Raw genomic sequence first — 21433 nt, forward strand, 5'->3', positions numbered from 1 at the left:
TTCCCGACACGACGCGCCCGTCTTCCGGCACCTCGCTTATGAGAAGAACGCGCTGCCGCGATATCGGGTCGGTGTTCCGAGGGTGAAGCGCTGTTCGAGAAAGGTCGGCCCATCACTTCGAGGGGCCGGAGCGGAGCGGCCGCATGGGACGGCCCTCGGGCTCGCGGGTTCGTCGCCGCGAGGCCGAGGGCCGTCTGGGTGGTTCAGTCGAAGTAGTTCGGTTGGGATTGGGCGTTGAGCAGGTCGAGCCTGACGCGCTTGGCCTTGTCGGTCAGCGGGTCACGCAGGTCGAGGACGTCCAGGCCGCGCTGGATCTCGTTGGAGTAGATGTAGCCGTTGTAGTAGTACGCGGACCACGACCCCGCCAAGGTGTCCAGGTTGTCTCCCCAGGGACCGCGGTCGAACCAGGCGATCTCCTTGGGCTTGCGGGAGTTGGTGAAGTCCATGACCGAGATGCCGCCCTGGTACCAGGCCTGCACCATGATGTCCTTGCCCTTCACCGGGATCAGCGAGCCGTTGTGGGCCACGCAGTTCTCGTTCTCGGTGTTGTGCCGAGGGATCTTGTAGTAGCTGCGGAACCGCAGCTTGCGGCGGTCGCCCTTGCCGACGATGTCGTAGATGGCGTTGGCGCCCTTCTCCGGGCCGATCTCCGCGTTGCAGGTGGCCGCGGAGCCGCCGCCCAGCTCGTCGGTGAAGACGATCTTGTTGGCGTCGTTGTTGAACGTCGCCGAGTGCCAGAACGCGAAGTTCTCGTCGTCGCGCACGCTGGTGATGGTGCGCGGCTTCAGCGGGTCGGAGATGTCGAACAGCACGCCGTCGCCCATGCAGGCCCCGGCCATCAGGTCCTCGTCGGGGTAGGCGGTCAGATCATGGCAGCCCGAGGTGGCGCGGGTCTGGCCCGGCCACGGCGTGTCCGGCGGGTCGCCGGGGTTGCCGCCGTCCGGGAACAGGACGGGCTCGGCCGCCACATGCGCCTGGGCCGGGTTCCGCAGCGGGACCTTCACGATCGATATGAGGTCATGCGGGGGCTTGCAGTCGGGGTAGGTGTCGTTCGGAGAGTACGAGGACACGTAGATGTACGCGTTGTGCTTGCTCGGCACGAGAGTGTTCGTGTGGGAGCCGCACTTGGTCTCGACGGCCTTGACGTAACGCGGGTTGCGCACGTCGCTGATGTCGAAGATCTTGATGCCCTCCCACGCCGACTTCTCGGTCGCGGGCTTCGGGGTGGACTGGCACGAGTCGTCGCTGCGGGAACTGTCGGTCGACAGGAACAGCAGGTCTCCGGCGATCGACACGTCGTTCTGCGACCCCGGGCAGTGCACGACCGCGACGACCTCGGGCTGCTGCGCGCGGCTGAGGTCGTAGACCGTGAAGCCCTCGTAGTTGCCGCCGAAGGCGTAGTTGCCCTTGAAGGCCCAGTCCGAGCCGTAGGCGGCGGGGGCGGCGAGCGGCCCCTGCTTGGGGACGTTCGCCAGCAGGTGGATGTTCGGCGACTTGGTGATCACTTCGCCGCCGGGCGCGCGGTCGGCCGAGGCCGCCGGAACGTACAGCGACGTGATCACCAGCATGAGGCCGGAGAGGATGCTCAGAGTGGTTCTGTGTCTGGTTCTTCGCTGGGGAGCTGACGTCACCCCGGGACTCCTTGTCTGCACGGTTCCGTGAACAGGTTCCTGATCTTCCGGAGTATGAAGTGTTTCGAGGTCGTTGCATAGACCTGGGCACTTATGTATGCCTATAGCGGCCGACGGGTACTTTTGTTTCGGCCTGTTCTCCGGATACGGTCCGGCTACCGGGTGGATGCGGGAGGGTTCGATGAGGCACCGGATCGCGGGGGCGGCCGCGGTGGCCGCGGTGGTCGTGGTGGCCGCCGGGACGCTGACGGGCTGTGGCGGCGACGAGCCCGAGGCGGCGCCGTCGCGGACGGTGCTGGTTCCGGGTCGTCCGGGCGAGCCCAACAAGACGCGGGTCGCCGGGCCGAGCAGGGCGCCCCTGCCCACCCCGGCCGAGGTCCGGTTCGTGCAGATGATGATCCCGCATCACGCGCAGGCGTTGGAGATGTCCAAGCTGGCTCCGGAACGGGCGTCCGACCAGCGGGTTCGTTCTTTGGCCTCCCGTATCGACGCCGCGCAGAAAGTCGAGATCGCGGCGATGCGGTCATGGTTGGAACACAACTCCGAGGCGGTTCTGAAGGCGTACGGCAAGAACCACGGCGGGCACCACACCGGAATGCCGGGAATGGCCACGGCGGAGCAGCTCAAGCAGTTGCGGGAGGCGCGCGGCACCGCGTTCGACCGGCTCTACCTGAACCTGATGATCACTCATCATCAGGGCGCGCTCACCATGGTGAAGGACGTCCTCGACCGGGGCACCAACGTCACCGTCCAGGAGCTGGCCCGCGACGTCCAGTCCACCCAGTTGGCCGAAATCGGCCGTATGCGCGGGCTGCTGGCGAAGGGCTGAGTGTGCTCAGGGGCGGATGAGGACCTTCAGGGCCTCCCGGTCGTTCATCGCGCGGAACCCGGCGGCCACGTCGTCGAGATCGACGGACAGGTCGAACATCTCACCCGGCGTGATCGTGCCGTCCAGGACCTCGCCGAGCAGCTCCGGGATGTAGCGCCGCGCGGGCGCGACGCCACCGGTGACGGTGAGGTTGCGCATGAAGACGTCGAAGTCCAGGCGCGCCTCGGTGTACTGCGGCACGCCCACCCGGCTGATCGTTCCGCCGTCGCGGACGACGCCCAGCGCCGTCTCGAACGCGGCCGTGGTGCCGACGCACTCCAGCACGTGCGGCGCGCCGTCGCCGCCGGTCAGTTCCCGCACGACCGCCACCGCCTCCTCGCCCCGCTCCGGCACCACATCGGTCGCGCCGAACCGGCGGCCGAGGTCGGTGCGGGCACGGTGCCGGCCGAGCAGCACGATCCGTTCGGCGCCGAGCCGCGCGGCCGACAGCACCGCGCTCAGCCCTACGGCGCCGTCCCCGATGACGGCGACCGTGGAGCCCTTGCCGACGGCGGCGGTGACGGCGGCGTGGTGGCCGGTGGGCAGCACGTCCGACAGGGCCATCACCGAGGGGATCAGCGGGTCGTCGACCCCGACCGGCAGCTTGACGAGGGTGCCGTCCGCCTGGGGGACGCGGGCCGCCTCGCCCTGCCCGCCGTCCAGGCCGTTCACCGCCCAGCGCCCGCCGTTGCGGCAGGAGCCGTGCAGGCCGTCCCGGCAGAAGTCGCAGGTGTTGTCGGTCCACAGGAACGGGACGAGGACGACGTCGCCGCGTTTCACCGACCGCACGTCGGCGCCGGTGTCCTCGACGACGCCCATGAACTCGTGGCCGATGCGCAGGCCCTCGGCGACGGGCTCCATGCCCCTGTACCGGTGCAGGTCGCTGCCGCAGACGCAGGCGCGGGTCACCCGGACGAGCGCGTCGCCCGGCTCGACCAGGACCGGATCGGGGACGTCCTCGACCCGGACGTCGCCCCGGCCGTAGATGAGCGTGGCTCGCATGTGGTGATCACTCCTTCGGGTGGACGATCGTGGCGTCGATCAGCTCGCGTACCGGACGATTGTCGAGGTCGAGAGCGACCGCGATGAACCCGTCCAGCCGGGCGGGGGAGAGCGGCGTGTCGGCGACCAGGGCGCGCAGCCGGTCGGCGGTCTCGGCACGGTCCCAGTTGAACGTGGTCGCGTCGGGGGCGAACGCGGCGGTGCGGACGCCGTCGCGGGTCTGGACGGCGACGCGGCAGCCGCCCTGCGGGACGTCCTCGGCGGCGGTCACCGTGATCCGGCGGGTCAGGTCCATGAGGGCGGGGTCGTCGAAGGCGAACAGGTCGTCGAGGGCGATTCCGCCGTGCCGGAGCGCCGTCGCCAGGCAGTAGGGGAGGCTCATCAGGGTGCCGCCGACGTCGCGGAACGGGCCGTGCGCGTCGATGCCCGGGTAGGCGGCGTCGTCCGGTGCCAGCGTGACGGTGACCGAGGCGACGTCGTCCTGCTTGAGGCCGTGGCGGCGGGCGAGTTCGATCAGCACCGTGACCGGGACCTGGTTGATCGCGCAGACCGGGTACGGCTTGTAGGTGACGCGGCGGATCCGCCAGTCGTCGCCGAGCCGCAACGTTCCCGGGTCGGGTGCCGTGGGGACGCCGGAGAAGGCGCGGAGGTGCCCGGCGGCGCCGTCGAGGGAGTCCGGCGCGCCGGTCACGCCGCGAGCGGCGAGCAGCGCCGCCACCATGCCGTTGCGGCTCGCCGCGCCGACCTGGTAGCGCCATTCCTGGGTCCCCGCGAGCCATGTCTGGTTCGTTCCGCCGCCGAACGCGGCGGCGAGGCCGAGCGCGGACACGGTCTGCGCGGTGTCGAGGCCGAGGAGGCGCGCTGATCCGGCCGCCGCGGCCAGTGGCCCGTAGACGCCGGTCGCGCGGAAGCCGCGGGCGGTGGACGGGCCCGCGTGCCCCTCCGCGATCACCGACGCGGCCTCGTAGCCGGCGATCATCGCGGTGAGCAGGTCGCGGCCGTGCGCGTCGGCGCGGTCGGCGAGGGCGAGCAGCGCGGGCAGCGTCGTCGAGCCGAGATGGGTGGACACCGAGACCTGCGTGTCGTCCTGCGTCCGCGCGTGGATCAGGGCGCCGGTCGCCAGCGCGCACGACTCGACCGTCACGGCCGTCCCGTCGATCGGGAGCCGCGCGCCGCGCGCCGGGTCGCAGGCGCCGTGCTCCTTGGCGAAGGCGAAGCCGGTGTCGGCGAGCCGGTGCCCGGCGAGGCCGACGCCGAGGTCGTGCAGCAGCGTGACCTTCGCCTTCTCGACGACATCGGACGGGACGGCGGCAAGGGTGAGCCCGGCGGTGAACTCCGCGACGTGTTCGGCGAGCGTCACGGCGAGGCCCCCTCCCCGTCGGGGGCGATCCTGGCGATGACCTGGCCGACGACGACGTCGGCGTCCTGGGCGACGAGCAGTTCGACGACCGTCCCGGCCGCCGGGCTGACGATCTCGGCGGTCGCCTTGTCGGTCTCCATCTCGGCGATCGGCTCGTCCTCGGCGATCCGGTCGCCGACGTTCTTCAACCACTGGACGATGGTCGCCTCGTCCATGGTCGCGCCCCACTTCGGCACCACGACGTCCGTCACACCCTCGTCCTCTCCATCGTGTCCGACGCGGCCAGGACCACGTCGTCGGCCCGCGGGTAGTAGGCGTGTTCCAGGTCCGGCGCGAACGGCACCGGGGCGAACGGCGGGCACACCTGCCTGGCCGGGGCGCGCAGGGACGCGAAGCCGTCGGTGGCGGCGAGCCGGACGACCTCCGAGCCGACGCTGCACGGGCCCTGCGCGTCCTGGACGACGACGAGCCGTCCCGTCCTGCCCAGCGACCGCAGGATCAGCGCCTCGTCGAGCGGGCTCAGCGTCCGCAGGTCGAGCACCTCGGCGTCGACGCCGCGTGCGGCGAGCGCGTCGGCGGCCTCCAGCGCGCACGGCACGGTGTCACCCCAGCACACGAGCGTCACGTCGTCGCCGGGACGGCGGATCAGCCCGGCGCCGATCGGCACCACGTGGTCGGGGTCGTCCGGGACCTCGCCGCGCCGCGTCCACAGGCTCAGGCTCTCGATGACGATCACCGGGTCGTCGTCTCTGATCGCGGCCTTGAGCAGGCCCTTCGCGTCGGCGGGGGTGCCGCCCCAGACGACCTTCAGCCCGGGGACGGACGCGAGCCAACCCTCCAGGCCTTGTGAATGCTGCGGGCCCGATCCCCGGTGGCCGCCGCACAGGGTCCGGATCGTCAGCGGCACCGCGAACGCTCCGTCCGACATGTACGACATCTTGGCGGCCTGGTTGACGAGCTGGTCCATGGCCAGCGTGATGAAGTCGAAGTACATGATCTCCGCGACCGGGCGGAGCCCCGCCATCGCCGCCCCGACCGCCATGCCGGTGAACGTCGCCTCGCTGATCGGGGTATCGCGGACCCGCCATTCGCCGAACCGGTCCCGCAGCCCGCGCGTCGCCGCGAACGGCCCGCCCGGCGCCCCGACGTCCTCGCCGAACAGGTGGACGGACTCGTCCCGCTCCAGCTCCTCGTGCAGCGCGGAGTTGACCGCCTGCCAGTACTTCACCGAACTCATGCGAGGACCTCCCGTCCCACCGGACGGCGGTAGACGTGCGCGGAGATCGAGGCGGGCGACGCGACGGGGTCGGCCTCGGCGGCGGAGACGGCGTCGGCCATCTCCCCCCGGGCCTGCTCGTCGATGGCGGCGAACTCGGCGGAGTCTCCGGACATCGATGCCGCCAGGCGTTTCAGCGGGTCCGCCGCCTTCCACTCGGCGACCTCCGCGGGGTCGCGGTATCGCTGCGGGTCGCCCTCGAAGTGGCCGTGCCAGCGGTAGGTCACGCACTCCAGGAGCGTCGGGCCGCCGCCGTCCCGAGCCCGCGTGACCGCCTCCTCGGCGGCGCTACGGACGGCCGTCGCGTCGTTCCCGTCCACCCGGACGCCCGGGACGCCGTACGGGGCGGCGTGGTCGGCGACGTGCCGCGCCGCCAGGTGCACGGAGACGGGCGTCAGCTCGACGTACTGGTTGTTCTCGCACACGAACACGAGCGGCAGCTTCCACAGGGCCGCCAGGTTCAGCGACTCGTGGAAGACGCCCTGGGCGACCGCGCCCTCACCGAAGAACGCCACCGCGACGCCGCCCCGACCCTGCCGCGCGGCGGCGAACGCGCCGCCGAGCGCGATCGGGATGCCCGCCCCGACGATCGCGTTCGCGCCGAGGATGCCCACGGCCGGGTCCGCGATGTGCATCGAGCCGGACCGTCCCCCGCAGTACCCGGTCGCGCGGCCGAGCAGCTCCGCCATCATCGCCTTCGGCTCTCCGCCCTTGGCGAGGCAGTGGCCGTGGCCCCGGTGCGTGGTGGTGATGGGGTCGTCGCGGCGCAGCACGTCGCAGACACCGGCCGCGACCGCCTCCTGGCCGATCGAGACGTGCAGCGTTCCCGGCAGCCGCCCGGACGCCATCAGCTTGGCCGCCGCGACCTCGAAGTGCCTGATCCGCGCCATCGTCCGGTAGAGGCGCCGCGCCACCGTCGTGTCGGTCATGCTGGGACGTCCTCTCCGTCGCCGGACGTTCTCGGAAATTCCAGGACGGCGGTACCGGGGGCGCAGAGCGTGCCGTCCGCCTTGCGTTCCTCCAGCGCGCATTCGACGAGCCCGGCGCCGGAGCCGTCCACCCGGCAGGCGGTGACGACGCCGGTGCAGGTCAGCGTGTCACCGGGCACGGCGATGCCGCGGTTGCGCCAGCCGAACCGGCGCAGCCGTGCCCGCGGGCCCGCCCAGGCGAGCACCGTCCGCAGCAGGAAGCAGCCGTGCAGATGGGACTGGACGAGCACGTCCGGGTAACCCTCGTGCACGGCGTAGGCGACGTCGTAGTGGATGCGGTGCGCGTTCCAGGTCGCCGCGCTGAACCGGAAGAGCTGGATCGTGGTCGGACGGATCGTCACCGGGTCGAGCGCCGTGCCGACGGTGACGTCCTCGAACGTCGCGGGGGTCATCGGGGCGCCTCCGGGCGTGCGATGAGGTTGTCCCGGCAGGTCACCAGGGGAGTGCCCGACTCGTCCGCGAACATGCGCAGCATCGTGATGACGAGGAACGGGCCGGAGCCGCCCTGTTTGAGCGTCACGTCCTCGACGGACGTCTCCCGGACGACGCGCGTGCCGTCGCGGACCGGGGCGTGGAAGTCGAGGTCCTGACCGGCGCCCATCAGCCGGAGACCGTCCAGGGGGAGCCCGGCCGTCTCGTCGCCGGTGCCGTCCGGGCTCAGCGCGTCGCCGGTGGGACCGGCGCCCCAGCCGAGCACGCTGCTGAGGAACAGCGGCGGCGCCGTGGCGCCGGGAGGTTCACCGGCGGCGACCGCGAACCGCTGGAAGTCCCTCGCGGACACGGGCCCGAGGTCGTCGCGGGTTACCGTGCCGATCCGCTTCCGTACGTCTTCGCACACCTCCTCCAGCGTGCTCACAACCGCCTCCTCAGTAGTTTCTTCTCCACCTTGCCGATCGACGTCTTGGGCAGCGCGTCGACGACCTCGATCCGCGTGGGCACCTTGAACGCCGCGAGACGGGCCCGGCAGTGCTCGGCGATCTCCTCGCGGGACGGCGCCGGGCCGGACGCGCGGGGCACCACGAAAGCGCACACCTCCTCGTCCCGGACCGGGTCGGGCGCGGCGACGACCGCCGCCTCCGCGATCGACGGATGCGCCAGCAGCGCGAACTCCACCTCGCTCGCCGAGACGTTCTCGCCCGCGCGTTTGATGACGTCCTTCTTCCGGTCGAAGAAGTACACGTAGCCGCGCTCGTCGAGGTAGCCGTTGTCGCCGGTGTGCAGCCAGCCGTCCCGGACCGCCGCCGCGGTGGCCTCCGGGTCCTTGAAGTAGCCCTTCATCAGCGTCCTGCCGGGCACCCCGGACACGAGGATCTCGCCGACCGTGCCCGCGGGGACGTCGCGTCCGTCCTCGTCCACGATCCGGATCCGCCGGTCGAAGTTGGGCAGCCCGATGGACGGCCACCGGCGGTCGCCGAACACCGGGGACATCGTGACGACCGTGCCGCCCTCCGACAGCCCGTAGCCGTTGATCAGTTCGACGCCGAAGCGGCGCTCGAACGCGTCCTTCTCCCGGTCGGTGACGTTGATGGCGTAGACGGCCCGGTGGACGCGGTGGACGGCGTCGTCCGGCGACGGAGGTTGCGCGAGCATCGTCCGCAACTGCATCGCGACCAGGCTCACGGAGGTCGCGCCGTGGTGCCGCACCCGCGACCAGAAGCCGCTCGCGTGGTACTCCTCCAGCAGGACGGCCGTGCCGCCGACGGTCAGCGCCGCCAGCACCGTGATCTCCTGCGCGTTGATGTGGAACAGCGGGAGCGCGGTCAGCAGCCGGTCGCCGTCGTGCAGCGCGGCGCCGCGCGCCACCCGCTCACCGCCCCACAGGCAGTTCGCGTGCGTGATCATGACGGCCTTGGGGCGGGCGGTGGTGCCCGAGGTGAACAGCATCTCCACGACGTCCTCGGAGTCCACGCGGGCGGGTTCGACGGGCGGGCCGGACGCCACGTCCGAGAACGGGACGAACCCGTCCCGGGTGTCGTCGCCGCGCGCCACGATCCGGTGCGCGACCTTCGGCGCGCGGGCGAGGACCCCGGCGAACGTCGGGACGTGGTCGGGCTCGGTGAGGACGCCCACCGCCTCGGAACGCTCGACCAGATACGCCAGTTCGGCGGCCGAGGCGGCGACGTTGGACGGCACCATGACCGCGCCGAGCCACGCCAGCCCGAACCACGCGAACACGAACTCGGCGCGGTTGCGCAGATGGATCACGACCGCGTCGCCGTGGCCGACCCCGAGGGCGGCGAACCCTCCGGCGGTGCGGCGGACGGCGTCGAGCGTCTCCCGGTAGGTGTACTCGGTGACGGCGCCCGACGCGTCCTCGACGACGAGGCAGGCGCGGTCAGGATGCCGGTCGCACCGCTCGACCAGCAGGTCGGCGAGGGTGCGGTTCCCGATCAGGTCCACGAACGGCTCCTCGTGATCTCAGTCCCGCGAGGACAGGCCGAGCAGGTTCCGGGCGATCATCCAGCGGTGGATCTCCGAGGAGCCGTGCCCGATCCGCCAGACCCGCACCTGCCGGTAGAAGCTCTGGATCGGCAGCTCCTTGCTGTAGCCGAGCCCGCCGAAGATCTGGAGGCAGCGGTCGGTGACGCGCTGGGCCATCTCCGTCGCGTAGAGCTTGGCCATGAAGGCTTCGTTGCGGATCGGCCTGCCCTCGTCCGCCATCCACGCGGCCCGGTACACGAGGAAGCGCGCCGCGTCGAGTTCGACGACGGAGTCGGCCAGCATCCACTGCACCGCCTGCCGTGTCGCGATGGGCTTGCCCCAGGTCACCCGCTGCTTGGCCCACTCGACGGCCATGTCGACGCACCGCTGCGCGATGCCGAGCTGGAAGGCGGCGATCTTGAGGCGGCCATGGGTGAGCTGTTCGGACGCCAGCGCCCAGCCGCCGCCGACCGGGCCGAGCCGCGCCGAGTCCGGGACGACGCAGTCGCTGAACGACAGCTCGTACGGCTCCCAGTCGTCGCCCATCGTGGGAATCGGCCGGGACACCTCGAAGCCGGGCGTGCCCATGTCGATGAGGAAACAGGTGATGCCACGGCTTCCGGCGCTCGGGTCGGTGCTGGCGAACAGGATGCAGAAGTCGGCGCGGTCCACCTCGGAGATGAAGATCTTCGTTCCGTCGATGACCCAGTCGTCGCCGTGGCGGACGGCCGTGGTGGTGATGCGGGCGAAGTCGGAGCCGGTGCCGGGCTCGGTGAACGCGTAGCAGCTGCGTCGCTCCCCGGCGATGACGGGGTACAGGTAGCGCTTCTTCTGCTCGTCGTCGGCCTGGTAGAGGACCGGTTCGGGGCTGCCGCCGAACTCGAACATCGCCGGATGCTTGTACAGCTCCTCGGCGACGAGGCAGGACGCGAGGGTGCCCATGCCCTGACCGCCGTACTCCTCGGGGACGTCCAGGGCCCACAGCCCCTGGTCCCTGGCCCGTTCCTGGAGGTCGCGGCGCTCCTCGGGGGAGAGCCGTCCCTCGGCGAGGAAGCGGGGCTCCAGCGGCATCAGCTCGCGCTCGCGGAACCGGCGCACCGAGTCGACGAACATGCTGAGCTCGGCCGGGACGGTGAAGTCCATACTGCCGTGACCTCCATTCGACCGACTAGTCGGTCGGTTCGACTTTCGCACGGGGCCCGGCCGTTGTCAACGGTCGGTCCGGCGTCCCGGAAAAAGGAGCGCGATCCGCTCTCCGCATTTCAAGATCGACATTAGGGCGGTCCGCGATGAATGGCTCATCCACTGCCGGGAAGCGGGGGTTGACGGCCTTGCCGAGCGGGAGTTAACGTGAATCGTCCGACCGGTCGGTCGAGAGCAGCTGACCGCTCTGAGCTGCATAGATGTCTGCCTGTGTCGCCTGGTCGACCCGGATCTTCGGGTCCCGTCACTCCATTGATCTTCGTCCCGTTTCGTGGGCTGCGAACGGCGTACCGCGCCGCCGTCCACGGCGGAATACATATCCTCGCCCGAATTTCTCAGGAGGACGGATGGCGGCCGATCTGAACAATGCGCCGACGGCGGCCGAGCTCGTCACCGCGTACGCCGCCGGGACGCTCTCACCGGTCGAGGCGACGACCGCGGCACTGGAGACGATCCGCGAGCGCGACGCCGACTACAACGCCTACGTGCTCGTCGATCCGGACCGGGCCCTCGCGAGCGCCCGCGCCGCCGAGCGGCGCTGGCGCGACAGGGCGCCGCTGGGGCCGCTCGACGGCGTACCGATGTCGATCAAGGACCTCTTCCTCACCCGGGGCTGGCCGACCCTGCGCGGTTCTCGGCGCGTCGACCCCGACCAGCCCTGGGACGTCGACAGCCCCGTGGCCGCGCGGCTGCGGGAGGGCGGCCTGGTGCTGCTGGGCAAGACCACCACCCCGGAGATGGGCTGGAAGGGCGTCTGCGACAACCCGCTGACCGGGATCACCCGCAACCCGTGGGACACGTCCCGCACCTCCGGCGGGTCCAGCGGCGGCAGCGCGGTCGCGGTCGCCACCGGCATGGGACCGCTGTCGGTCGGCACCGACGGTGGCGGCTCGATTCGCATCCCCGCCGCGTTCTGCGGGGTCGTCGGCTTCAAACCGACCCACGGACGCGTCCCGCAGTACCCGCTCAGTTCCCTCGCGGTCCTCGCGCACGCCGGGCCCATGGCCCGCACCGTGACCGACGTCGCGCTCCTCCTGGACGCCCTGGCGTTGCCGGACCACCGCGACCCCTACCACCTCGGACCCCACGACGGCCCCTACAGCAGGGCCGCCGACCGGGACGTCCGGGGCGTGACCGCCGCCTTCTCCGCCGACCTCGGATACGTCCGCGTCGACCCGGAGGTCGCCGCCGTCGTCGCGTCCGCCGCGCAGGCCCTCCGGGACGCGGGAATGCGGGTCGAGGCGGCCGACCCCGGATTCCCCGATCCGCTGCCCGCGTTCGACGTCCTGTGGTGCGCCGGGGCGGCGAAATGGCTCGACGTCTTCGACGGCCGCGCCGACGACGTCGACCCCGGGCTGCGCGCCGTGATCGAGCGGGGGCTCGCCTACTCGGCGGGCGACTATCTCGCCGCCGAGGCGGAACGGCTCGCGCTCGCCGTCCGGATGGGCGAGTTCCACACCCGCCACGACGTGCTGATCACCCCGACGGTGCCGATCCCCGCCTTCGCGGCCGGGCACGACGTGCCGCCCGGCAGCGGCATGAGCGGCTGGCCCGAGTGGACGCCGTTCACCTACCCGTTCAACATGACGCACCAGCCCGCGATCAGCGTGCCGGTCGGGTTCACCGCCGCCGGGCTGCCGATCGGTCTCCAGATCGTCGGCCCCCGGCACGCCGAGGAGCTCGTCCTGGCCGTGGCCCGCGCGGTCGAGCGGGGGCCGGGCCGGGCTAGCGGAGGCGGGAGGTGAACGCCGCGAGGTCGTCGAGGGTGCGGAGGGCGTCGGGTTCGGGAGCCGTGGGGAGCGCGAGCCCCACGCGCTCCACGCCCGCGCCCGCGAGCTCCTCGACCGCGCGGGCGTCGGCGCCCAGGCCGCACAGCGTGATCGGAACGTCGGGCCGTCCGCGCTCGGCGAGCAGCCCGGCGACCCGCCTGATCTCGGACGGCGGCGTCGCGGCGCGCGGCAGCCACCCGTCGCCATGGCGGACGACCCGGGCGATCGCCGCCGGGCTCTCACCACCGATGTAGACCGGCGGATGCGGCCTGCGCACCGGCTTCGGCCAGAGGTGGATGGGGTCGAAGTCGACATGGTCACCGTGGAACTCCGGCTCGTCCTCGGTCCAGATCGTCTTCATCGCGGCCAGCTGCTCGTCCATCCGCGCGCCTCTGGTGCGGGGATCAACGCCGTGGTTGCGCATCTCCTCCCGGTTCCACCCGGCGCCGACCCCGAGGATCACGCGGCCGCCGGAGAGCACGTCCAGGGTCGCGACCTCCTTGGCGGTGTGGATCGGGTCCCGCTGGGGGAGCAGCGCGATGGCCGTGCCGAGCAGCAGGGTGGTGGACGCCACGGCGGCCGCGGCGAGCGCCGGAAACGGGGCCAGCGTCCGGTGGTAGGCGTCCGGCAGTTCGGCGCCGCCCTGCCAGGGCGTCTCGCGCCGCACCGGAATGTGCGAGTGCTCGGCGATGAAGAGGGAGTCGAAGCCGCGTTCCTCCGCCGCGCGGGCCAGAACGTCCGGACGGATGCTCTCCGCCGTCAAAAGCGTGTAGACGCCGAACTTCACGGGATCACCAATTTCCATGGAACGACACTGATGGATCATGAAGATAGGGTTGACACCCGCTCTTCGCAATGTAATTGTCATTATACGCCCGACCGGTCGGTCGGGAGAAGAAGGAAAGGGTCGGCGCGCCTCGCTCACAAGGCGATGAAGCCGATCCCGAGATCGCCGCCCTTCACTGACGACGCGGACGATCCATGACGCGCTGCCCGGGGGAACCAGCGCACCGAGAGCCGTGGCGAGAAATGTCGGGTCCGGCCGGTGAAAACCCCGGCGTCCGCGCTTTCCACGCACGCGGCAGGTGGCCGGGAGACCGCCGAGGAGCGGTCCGCCACGTCGTTTGGGAAAGGAAAACGCGGATGGCCTCCGGAACGACACCCGCGAAAGACGTGCCCGCGAAGGGCAAACTGCGGATCGCCGCCGCCGCGCTGGCGGCATCGAGCATCGAGAACTACGACTTCTTCATTTACGGAACCGCCGCGGCACTGGTCTTCCCGGACCTGTTCTTTCCGGGGCACAGCCCGCTCGCCGGGGCCCTGCTGTCCTTCTCCACCTTCGCGATCGGGTTCGTCGCCCGGCCCCTCGGCGCGGTGATCTTCGGTCATCTCGGCGACGTCCACGGCCGCAAACGGTCCCTGGTCATGGTGCTGCTGACGATGGGCCTCGGCACCACGCTCATCGGCGTCCTGCCCACCTACGACGCCATCGGCCCCGCGGCGCCGCTGCTGCTGGTGCTGCTGCGGCTCGTCCAGGGGATCGCGCTCGGCGGGCAGACGGGCGGGGTGATCCTGCTGGCGCTGGAGAGCGCGCCGTCCCACCGCCGCGGGTTCTTCTCCAGCTTCGCCCTCGCGGGCGGGCCGGCGGGCATCCTGGTCGGCAACCTCGCCTTCCTGCTCGCCGACCTCGGCACCACCTCGGCCGCGTTCGATGCGTGGGGCTGGCGGCTGCCGTTCCTCGCCAGCGTGGCCCTGCTCGGGCTGACGATCTACATCCAGCTGCGGATCGAGGAGACGGAGGCGTTCCGTCGCCTCAAGCGCGCCGCGACGGCCGACGAGCCGACGCGTCCGGCGCCGCCCGCCCGGCGTTCCCCGGTCCTGGAGGCGCTGAGCCGCTACCCGAGGCGGATCGTGCTCATCGGCGGCGCCTATGTCGGGATCAACGTCACCTACTACCTCTTCATGACCTTCGCCGTCGCCTACGGCACCAACGACGACATCCTCGACATGCCGAAGAGCAGGATCCTGCTCGGCGTCCTGCTCGGGGCCGCGGTCCAGCTCGTCATGCTCCCCGTCGCGGGGGCGCTGTCGGACCGCGTCGGCCGCCGCACGATGATGACGGCCGGATCGGTGCTGCTCGCGGTGTGGGCGTTCGCGTTCTGGCCGCTGCTCAACACCGAGTCGCCCGTCCTCATCGCGTTCGCGTTCGTCGTCGGGCTGGGCCTGCTGCACACGACCATGTACGCGCCGCAGGGCGCCTTCTTCGCCGAGACGTTCCCGACCGCGACCCGCTACTCGGCGATGTCGCTGAGCATCCAGGTCGCGTCGGTGGTCGGCGGTGCGCTGGCGCCGCTCATCGCCACGTCCCTGTACGCCTGGACGGGAACGTGGGTCGCCATCGCCGTCTACATGGCGGGGGTGTGCCTCATCACCGTCGTCTCGGTGCGACTGCTGCCGGAGACGTACCGGAAGGACATCGAGGAGCCCGCGACACCCGGCCCGGACGAGGCGGACACGGTCGGCGCCGCCTGAGCCGAGGAGCCGAGGCCGGGACGTCCCGGCCTCGGCTCCGTCAGGGCCGCAGACCGCGATACGCGTAGTCCCAGAAGGCGTCCGCGATCTCGTCGTAGGTGAGCTTGCCGTCCGGGTGGTACCACTGGTACGCCCAGTTGCTCATGCCGAATATCGCGAGGCAGAACAGCTTCGTGTCGACCTCGCGGAACGTTCCGGCGGCGATGCCGTCCCGGATGACGTCCTCCACCATCGCCTCGTAGCGGGCGCGTTTGTCGGTGGCGACGGCGAGATCGGCGTCCGGCAGCTCGCGGTGGTTCTCGAAGAACACCCGGCACTGGCCGCGCCGCGTCGCGATGTTCCGCAGAAAGTCACCGATCACGCCGCGCAGCAGTTCGGCGGGTTCGGTTCCCCGCTCGACCCGGGCGAGATGCGATTCGATCAGCCCGTCGATCAGTTCCTCGTGCATGTACCACAGCAGCTCCGACTTGCTGCGAAAGTAGTGGTACAGGGTGGGCTTGCCGATGCCGACCGCGGTGGCGATGTCGTCCATGGAGGCGCGGGCGTAGCCCAGTTTCTCGAAAAGGTCGGCGGCCACCCGGATGATCTCCGCGCGCCGTTCGTCCTTTGACATCTGCCGCCGCCTCGACCGCCGCGCCGACTCAGCTTCCGACATCCGCGTTCACTCCGCATCGCTGGAGAACATCAAGAGGCGAGCCGACCTTGAGAGCCGGAGCGGAACCCCCGCCAGATCGCTTGATCCAGAAGTATACCAGGATGTTGATAAATGCCTTGCCGTCCGTCGGTAAGAAGACCGCACGGCGAATGGGAACGCACTTATCAAAGCATTGGACGGTGCCGTCGCGGCGAAATGGGGAAGAAGCCGATCGGACGAAGTGACCCGTCCCACGGATTGCCGGAGCTGCACGTGTGACGACGTACAATCGCGCATGTGACCAGCAGAACCGCCTCGGCGCAGCAGTTGCGCGACCTCGCGCTGCTGCGCCGTGTCCGCGACCGGATCGACCGGGAGTACGCGCGACCGCTGGACGTCGAAGCGCTCGCCCGGAGCGTGAACATCTCCGCCGGGCACCTCAGCCGCCAGTTCAGGATCGCCTACGGAGAGTCACCGTACTCGTACCTGATGACGCGGCGCATCGAACGCGCGATGGCGCTGCTGCGCCGGGGCGACCTCAGCGTCACCGAGGTGTGCTTCGCGGTCGGCTGCTCGTCGCTCGGCACCTTCAGTACCCGCTTCACCGAACTGGTCGGCGTGCCGCCCAGCGTCTACCGGCGCGAGGCGGCGCAGGCGACGGCGGGCATGCCGCCCTGCGTGGCGAAACGGGTGACCAGACCGATCAGGAATCGAGAAGCTCCCCCTGGTGAGCCGCGGTTAGCGTGAAAGGCATGAACCTCACCATTCACGCGAGCTTCCTTCCGCACGACGACCCCGACGCGTCCCTGGCCTTCTACCGGGACGTCCTCGGCTTCGAGGTCCGCAACGACGTCGGCTACGGCGGGATGCGCTGGATCACGGTCGGCCCGCCCGGCCAGCCCGGCACGTCCATCGTCCTGGAGCCGCCCGTCGTCGAGGGCTGCGGCATCACCGAGGACGAGGGCCGCACCATCACCGAGATGATGGCCAAGGGCACCTACGCCGGAATCAACCTGGCGACCGAGGACGTCGATGATACGTTCGACAAGTTGCAGGCGAGCGGGGCCGAGGTCGTCCAGGAGCCGATCGACCAGCCGTACGGCGTCCGCGACTGCGCCGTCCGCGACCCCGCGGGCAACCTGATCCGCATCCAGCAGTCGGGCTGACCTTCACCCCTCCCGCGTCCGGTGGCCGTGCGCCCCGGGCGGACCGGGCCCCCAGCAGTAGATGGAGACACACGAATGAGCATGGCCGCGGACCCGTCCGCTGTGCACGTGGCGGACAGCCACGACCTGATCCGCGTGCACGGAGCGCGGGTGAACAACCTCAAGGACGTCAGCGTCGAGATCCCCAAGCGCCGCCTGACGGTGTTCACCGGTGTCTCCGGTTCGGGCAAGAGCTCGCTGGTGTTCGGCACGATCGCCGCCGAGTCCCAGCGGATGATCAACGAGACGTACAGCGCGTTCATCCAGGGGTTCATGCCGACCCAGGCGCGGCCGGAGGTCGACGTCCTGGACGGGCTGACCACCGCGATCATCGTCGACCAGGAGCGGATGGGCGCCGACCCCCGCTCCACGGTCGGCACCGCCACCGACGCCAACGCGATGCTGCGCATCCTGTTCAGCAGGCTCGGGCAGCCGCACATCGGCTCGCCGCAGGCGTTCTCCTTCAACGTCGCCTCGATCAGCGGGGCGGGCGCCGTCACCATGGAACGCGCGGGCAAGACCGTGAAGGAGCGCCGCTCCTTCAGCATCACCGGCGGCATGTGCCCCCGCTGCGAGGGCCGCGGCGCGGTCACCGACATCGACCTCTCCCAGCTCTACGACGACTCCAAGTCGCTCGCCGACGGGGCGTTCACCATCCCCGGCTGGAAGTCCGACAGCTTCTGGACGGTCCGCGTCTACGCCGAGTCGGGCTTCGTCGACCCGAACAAGCCGATCCGCGAGTTCACCAAGAAGGAACTCGACGACTTCCTCTACAAGGAGCCCGTCAAGGTCAAGGTGGACGGCGTCAACCTCACCTACGAGGGCCTGATCCCCAAGATCCAGAAGTCGTTCCTGTCCAAGGACCGGGAGGCGATGCAGCCGCACATCCGGGCGTTCGTGGACCGCGCGGTCACGTTCACGACCTGCCCCGACTGTGACGGCACCCGGCTCAGCGAGACGGCCCGCTCGTCCAGGATCGCGGGTGTCAACATCGCCGACGCGTGCGCGATGCAGATCAGCGACCTCGCCGAATGGGTCCGCGGCCTCGACGAACCGTCGGTGGCGCCGCTGCTCGGCAAGCTCCGGCACACCCTCGACTCGTTCGTCGAGATCGGGCTCGGCTACCTGTCGCTGGACCGTCCGTCCGGGACGCTGTCGGGCGGCGAGGCGCAGCGCACCAAGATGATCCGCCATCTCGGCTCCTCCCTCACCGACGTCACCTACGTCTTCGACGAGCCCACCACGGGCCTGCACCCCCACGACATCCAGCGGATGAACGACCTGCTGCTCCGCCTGCGGGACAAGGGCAACACGGTGCTGGTCGTGGAGCACGAGCCGGAGACGATCGCGATCGCCGACCATGTCGTCGACCTCGGCCCCGGCGCCGGAACGGCGGGCGGCACCATCTGCTTCGAGGGCACCGTCGAGGGGCTGCGGGCCGCCGACACCATCACCGGCCGGCATCTCGACGACCGGGCGGCGCTGAAGGACGAGGTCCGCAAGCCCACCGGCGTCCTGGAGATCCGCGGCGCGAACACGCACAACCTCCAGAACGTCGACGTCGACGTGCCGCTCGGCGTGCTGTGCGTCGTCACCGGCGTCGCCGGGTCGGGCAAGAGCTCCCTCATCCACGGTTCGGTCCCCTCCGGCGCGGGCCTGGTCTCGGTCGACCAGACGCCGATCCGCGGGTCGCGGCGCAGCAACCCGGCGACCTACACCGGGCTGCTCGACCCGATCCGCAAGGCGTTCGCGAAGGCGAACGGCGTGAAGCCCGGGCTGTTCAGCGCCAACTCCGAGGGCGCCTGCCCCAACTGCAACGGCGCCGGTGTCGTCTACACCGACCTGGCGATGATGGCGGGCGTCGCCACCACGTGCGAGGAGTGCGACGGCAAGCGGTTCCAGGCGTCGGTGCTGGAGTACCTGTTCGGCGGCCGCGACATCAGCGAGGTCCTCGCCATGTCGGTGAGCGAGGCCGAGGAGTTCTTCGGTTCCGGCGACGCCCGCACCCCCGCCGCACACAAGATCCTTCAGCGGCTCTCGGACGTGGGGCTCGGCTATCTCAAGCTCGGCCAGCCGCTGACCACGCTGTCCGGCGGGGAACGGCAGCGGCTGAAGCTCGCCACCCACATGGCCGACAAGGGCGGCGTCTACGTCCTCGACGAGCCGACCACCGGTCTGCACCTCGCCGACGTGGAGCAACTGCTCGGGCTGCTCGACCGGCTCGTCGAGGCCGGGAAGTCGGTCATCGTCATCGAGCACCACCAGGCGGTCATGGCGCACGCCGACTGGATCATCGACATCGGCCCCGGCGCCGGTCACGACGGCGGCCGGGTCGTCTTCGAGGGCACCCCGGCCGACCTCGTGGCCGCCCGCTCCACCCTCACCGGCGAGCACCTCGCGTCCTACGCCGGCGCCTGACCGCCCGAGGCGCGGAGCAGGGGCGGCCTTGACAGCCGCATCGCGAGGTTCGACGCTCGCGATGCGGCCGACATCGAGGTGGCCTCGTCCGGGCCGGTGGGCGAAGGCGGCGTCAGGCCGCTTCGGGCATCGCGCCGAGAATGCCGTCCCACAGCCTGAGCCGCGCGGCGAAGGCGAGGTCGACGGTCTCCTCGCACTCCGCCCATTTGGCGTCGTCGCCACCGCACAGGTCGACGAGCATCTGCATCGCCATGGGCGTGTGCTCCTCGCTGTCCACCTGGATGTGGCGCCGGAGGTAGTCGACGAACGTCGACAGATTGCCCGATCCGGCGTTCAGGGCCGCCACCTGGTCGAACATTTCGGGGATCAGGTCCTCGCGGCCGAACGCGAACGCCGCGGCCTGGCAGTGCACCGGAGCGTCGGCGATGAATCCCCAGGTCACGCCGACGAACTCGGCGGCCGGTTCCGGCACGCCCGCCTCGCGCAGCGCCGGGGCGACGGGACTGCCGCCGCGAAGCAGGTCGATGAAGGCGTCGACGCGTGTGGTGTCGGCGCCCGCCTGGCGCATGCCGTCCAGGTACAGCTCGAAGTGGCTGATGAAGCCGTCGTCGAGTTCGTCGCTCTCCTCGACCAGCGTGATGTCGTTGATGAGCCGCCGGCTGACCGTCGGCCCGGTGGGCACCCAGGGCACCTGGACGCAGGTCAGGCTGCGCTGGAGGGACTTCAGCAAGGACATGAAGTCCCAGACGGCGAAGACGTGGTGCTCCATGAACGTCACCACCGCGTCCTGGGTGTTCAGTCGCTGGTACAGCGGGTGGCCGATCACCTTGTCGCGGGCCGACTCCACGGCCTGCTTGAGCCTTTCGATGGCCGGATCGGTGTCGTCCCAGTCGTATCTCGACATGGCTGCTCTCCTTTTGGGTCGTCCCTCGGTCAGAGGGTGATGACTTCCGGTTTGCCCGTGGTGACCTGGCCGTCGCGGGTCGTCTCCTCGGCGAGGCGCAGGGCCTCGTCGATGAGGGTCTCGACGATCTTGGACTCGGGGACGGTCGTGACGACCTTGCCCTTCACGAAGATCTGGCCCTTGCCGTTGCCGGAGGCGACGCCGAGGTCGGCCTCGCGGGCCTCGCCGGGGCCGTTGACGACACAGCCCATCACCGCGACCCGCAGCGGCACGTCCAGACCGTCCAGCCCGGCCGTGACCTCGTCCGCGAGCTTGTACACGTCCACCTGCGCGCGGCCGCACGAGGGGCACGACACGATCTCCAGGCGGCGTTCCCGCAGCGCGAGCGACTCCAGGATCGCGATGCCGACCTTGACCTCCTCGGCGGGCGGCGCCGACAGCGACACCCGGATCGTGTCGCCGATGCCCTCCGCGAGCAGCGCGCCGAACGCCACGGCCGACTTCACCGTGCCCTGGAACTGCGGGCCCGCCTCCGTCACCCCCAGGTGCAGCGGGTAGTCGCACGCCGCCGCCAGTTTCCGGTACGCGGCGATCATCACGACCGGGTCGTGGTGCTTGACGGAGATCTTCAGGTCCTGGAAGCCGTGCTCCTCGAACAGCGAGCACTCCCACAGCGCCGACTCCACCAGGGCGTCCGGCGTCGCGCTGCCGTGCTTGGCCAGCAGCCGCTTGTCGAGCGACCCCGCGTTCACCCCGATCCGGATCGGCACCCGCGCGTCGGCCGCCGCCTTCGCGATCTCCGCCACCCGGTCGTCGAACGCCTTGATGTTCCCCGGGTTCACCCGCACCGCCGCGCAACCGGCGTCGATCGCCGCGAACACGTACCGGGGCTGGAAGTGGATGTCGGCCACCACCGGGATCTGCGACTTGCGGGCGATCTGCGGCAGCGCCTCGGCGTCGTCCGCCGACGGCACCGCCACCCGGACGATCTGGCATCCGGACGCCGTCAGCTCCGCGATCTGCTGCAACGTCGCGTTGACGTCCGCCGTGACCGTCGTCGTCATCGACTGCACGCTCACCGGCGCCCCACCGCCGACCAGCACGGCCCGGTCGTCGTGCCCCAGCCGCAACTGCCGGGTCGTCCGGCGGCGCGCGCCGCCCGCCGGGTCCGGCGCGGACGCCCCCGGCATCCTCGGTAACCCGAGATCAACCATCTGCGAT

The 21433-nt window shown here is 70.7% G+C and carries 20 protein-coding genes; 6 read left to right on the top strand and 14 right to left on the bottom strand.

Annotated features, from left to right (window positions below):
- Window positions 1–203 precede the first annotated feature (203 nt).
- Window positions 204–1568 (bottom strand): LVIVD repeat-containing protein, encoded by a 1365-nt coding sequence (locus tag D0T12_RS08405; RefSeq protein ID WP_117398856.1) that lies wholly within the window; start codon window positions 1566–1568, stop codon window positions 204–206.
- Between the two features lie 244 nt (window positions 1569–1812).
- Here D0T12_RS08405 and D0T12_RS08410 point away from each other — a divergent pair, with 244 nt between their 5' ends.
- Window positions 1813–2460, top strand: a complete 648-nt coding sequence (locus D0T12_RS08410) for a DUF305 domain-containing protein (protein ID WP_117398857.1) — start codon at window positions 1813–1815, stop codon at window positions 2458–2460.
- Between the two features lie 6 nt (window positions 2461–2466).
- Here D0T12_RS08410 and D0T12_RS08415 read toward each other — a convergent pair whose 3' ends face one another.
- The 9 genes from D0T12_RS08415 to D0T12_RS08455 are packed head-to-tail and all read right to left on the bottom strand — an operon-like array spanning window position 2467 to window position 10690.
- Window positions 2467–3501 carry a zinc-binding dehydrogenase gene (locus D0T12_RS08415; protein ID WP_117398858.1) on the bottom strand — a complete coding sequence of 345 codons (1035 nt, stop codon included), beginning with the start codon at window positions 3499–3501 and terminating at the stop codon, window positions 2467–2469.
- Between the two features lie 7 nt (window positions 3502–3508).
- Window positions 3509–4861, bottom strand: coding sequence for an MmgE/PrpD family protein (locus D0T12_RS08420; RefSeq protein ID WP_117398859.1), 1353 nt, complete (start codon window positions 4859–4861; stop codon window positions 3509–3511).
- On the bottom strand, window positions 4858–5112 hold the full coding sequence (locus D0T12_RS08425; RefSeq protein ID WP_117398860.1) for a biotin/lipoyl-containing protein: 255 nt from the start codon (window positions 5110–5112) through the stop codon (window positions 4858–4860). Before D0T12_RS08425 ends, D0T12_RS08420 begins: the two co-directional genes overlap by 4 nt.
- Window positions 5109–6098 carry an alpha-ketoacid dehydrogenase subunit beta gene (locus D0T12_RS08430; protein ID WP_117398861.1) on the bottom strand — a complete coding sequence of 330 codons (990 nt, stop codon included), beginning with the start codon at window positions 6096–6098 and terminating at the stop codon, window positions 5109–5111. The genes D0T12_RS08425 and D0T12_RS08430 overlap by 4 nt, the downstream gene beginning before the upstream one ends.
- Window positions 6095–7066 carry a thiamine pyrophosphate-dependent dehydrogenase E1 component subunit alpha gene (locus D0T12_RS08435; RefSeq protein ID WP_117398862.1) on the bottom strand — a complete coding sequence of 324 codons (972 nt, stop codon included), beginning with the start codon at window positions 7064–7066 and terminating at the stop codon, window positions 6095–6097. The genes D0T12_RS08430 and D0T12_RS08435 overlap by 4 nt, the downstream gene beginning before the upstream one ends.
- Entirely contained in the window at window positions 7063–7518 is a 456-nt protein-coding gene (locus D0T12_RS08440; RefSeq protein WP_117398863.1) for a hotdog family protein, read from the bottom strand. Before D0T12_RS08440 ends, D0T12_RS08435 begins: the two co-directional genes overlap by 4 nt.
- On the bottom strand, window positions 7515–7982 hold the full coding sequence (locus D0T12_RS08445; protein WP_158581449.1) for an FAS1-like dehydratase domain-containing protein: 468 nt from the start codon (window positions 7980–7982) through the stop codon (window positions 7515–7517). The genes D0T12_RS08440 and D0T12_RS08445 overlap by 4 nt, the downstream gene beginning before the upstream one ends.
- On the bottom strand, window positions 7979–9526 hold the full coding sequence (locus D0T12_RS08450; RefSeq protein ID WP_117398865.1) for an AMP-binding protein: 1548 nt from the start codon (window positions 9524–9526) through the stop codon (window positions 7979–7981). Before D0T12_RS08450 ends, D0T12_RS08445 begins: the two co-directional genes overlap by 4 nt.
- An 18-nt stretch (window positions 9527–9544) precedes the next feature.
- Window positions 9545–10690 (bottom strand): acyl-CoA dehydrogenase family protein, encoded by a 1146-nt coding sequence (locus D0T12_RS08455; protein ID WP_117398866.1) that lies wholly within the window; start codon window positions 10688–10690, stop codon window positions 9545–9547.
- Between the two features lie 407 nt (window positions 10691–11097).
- On the opposite strand from D0T12_RS08455, the gene D0T12_RS08460 reads away from it, so the two are divergent.
- Window positions 11098–12495 (top strand): amidase, encoded by a 1398-nt coding sequence (locus D0T12_RS08460; RefSeq protein ID WP_117398867.1) that lies wholly within the window; start codon window positions 11098–11100, stop codon window positions 12493–12495.
- On the opposite strand, the gene D0T12_RS08465 is transcribed toward D0T12_RS08460, so the two are convergent.
- Window positions 12476–13324 carry an LLM class F420-dependent oxidoreductase gene (locus D0T12_RS08465; protein ID WP_233525908.1) on the bottom strand — a complete coding sequence of 283 codons (849 nt, stop codon included), beginning with the start codon at window positions 13322–13324 and terminating at the stop codon, window positions 12476–12478. The two genes, D0T12_RS08460 and D0T12_RS08465, sit on opposite strands and share 20 nt — an antisense overlap.
- A gap of 338 nt (window positions 13325–13662) precedes the next feature.
- Here D0T12_RS08465 and D0T12_RS08470 point away from each other — a divergent pair, with 338 nt between their 5' ends.
- The gene (locus D0T12_RS08470; protein WP_117398869.1) at window positions 13663–15051 is read left to right on the top strand and encodes an MFS transporter; all 1389 of its coding nucleotides are present in this window, start codon (window positions 13663–13665) and stop codon (window positions 15049–15051) included.
- 40 nt (window positions 15052–15091) lie between these two features.
- Here D0T12_RS08470 and D0T12_RS08475 read toward each other — a convergent pair whose 3' ends face one another.
- Window positions 15092–15664, bottom strand: coding sequence for a TetR/AcrR family transcriptional regulator (locus D0T12_RS08475; RefSeq protein ID WP_199487349.1), 573 nt, complete (start codon window positions 15662–15664; stop codon window positions 15092–15094).
- Window positions 15665–15982: 318 nt separating this feature from the next.
- Between D0T12_RS08475 and D0T12_RS08480 the strand changes: the two genes are divergently transcribed.
- The 3 genes from D0T12_RS08480 to D0T12_RS08490 all read left to right on the top strand — a co-directional run bounded on the left by D0T12_RS08480 (window position 15983) and on the right by D0T12_RS08490 (window position 19308).
- Window positions 15983–16432 carry a helix-turn-helix transcriptional regulator gene (locus D0T12_RS08480; RefSeq protein ID WP_117398871.1) on the top strand — a complete coding sequence of 150 codons (450 nt, stop codon included), beginning with the start codon at window positions 15983–15985 and terminating at the stop codon, window positions 16430–16432.
- 5 nt (window positions 16433–16437) lie between these two features.
- The gene (locus D0T12_RS08485) at window positions 16438–16851 is read left to right on the top strand and encodes a VOC family protein (RefSeq protein ID WP_117399006.1); all 414 of its coding nucleotides are present in this window, start codon (window positions 16438–16440) and stop codon (window positions 16849–16851) included.
- Between the two features lie 75 nt (window positions 16852–16926).
- Window positions 16927–19308: an ATP-binding cassette domain-containing protein gene (locus D0T12_RS08490; RefSeq protein WP_117398872.1), complete on the top strand. Its 2382-nt coding sequence runs from the start codon at window positions 16927–16929 to the stop codon at window positions 19306–19308.
- 112 nt (window positions 19309–19420) lie between these two features.
- On the opposite strand, the gene D0T12_RS08495 is transcribed toward D0T12_RS08490, so the two are convergent.
- Together D0T12_RS08495 and ispG are read right to left on the bottom strand one after the other, a co-directional pair.
- Window positions 19421–20212: a DUF3050 domain-containing protein gene (locus D0T12_RS08495; RefSeq protein ID WP_117398873.1), complete on the bottom strand. Its 792-nt coding sequence runs from the start codon at window positions 20210–20212 to the stop codon at window positions 19421–19423.
- A 29-nt stretch (window positions 20213–20241) separates the two neighbouring features.
- Entirely contained in the window at window positions 20242–21426 is a 1185-nt protein-coding gene (gene ispG, locus D0T12_RS08500; protein WP_407642051.1) for a flavodoxin-dependent (E)-4-hydroxy-3-methylbut-2-enyl-diphosphate synthase, read from the bottom strand.
- Between the last annotated feature and the right edge of the window lie 7 nt (window positions 21427–21433).

The organism is Actinomadura spongiicola, from assembly GCF_003432485.1.
GTDB lineage: Bacteria > Actinomycetota > Actinomycetes > Streptosporangiales > Streptosporangiaceae > Spirillospora > Spirillospora spongiicola.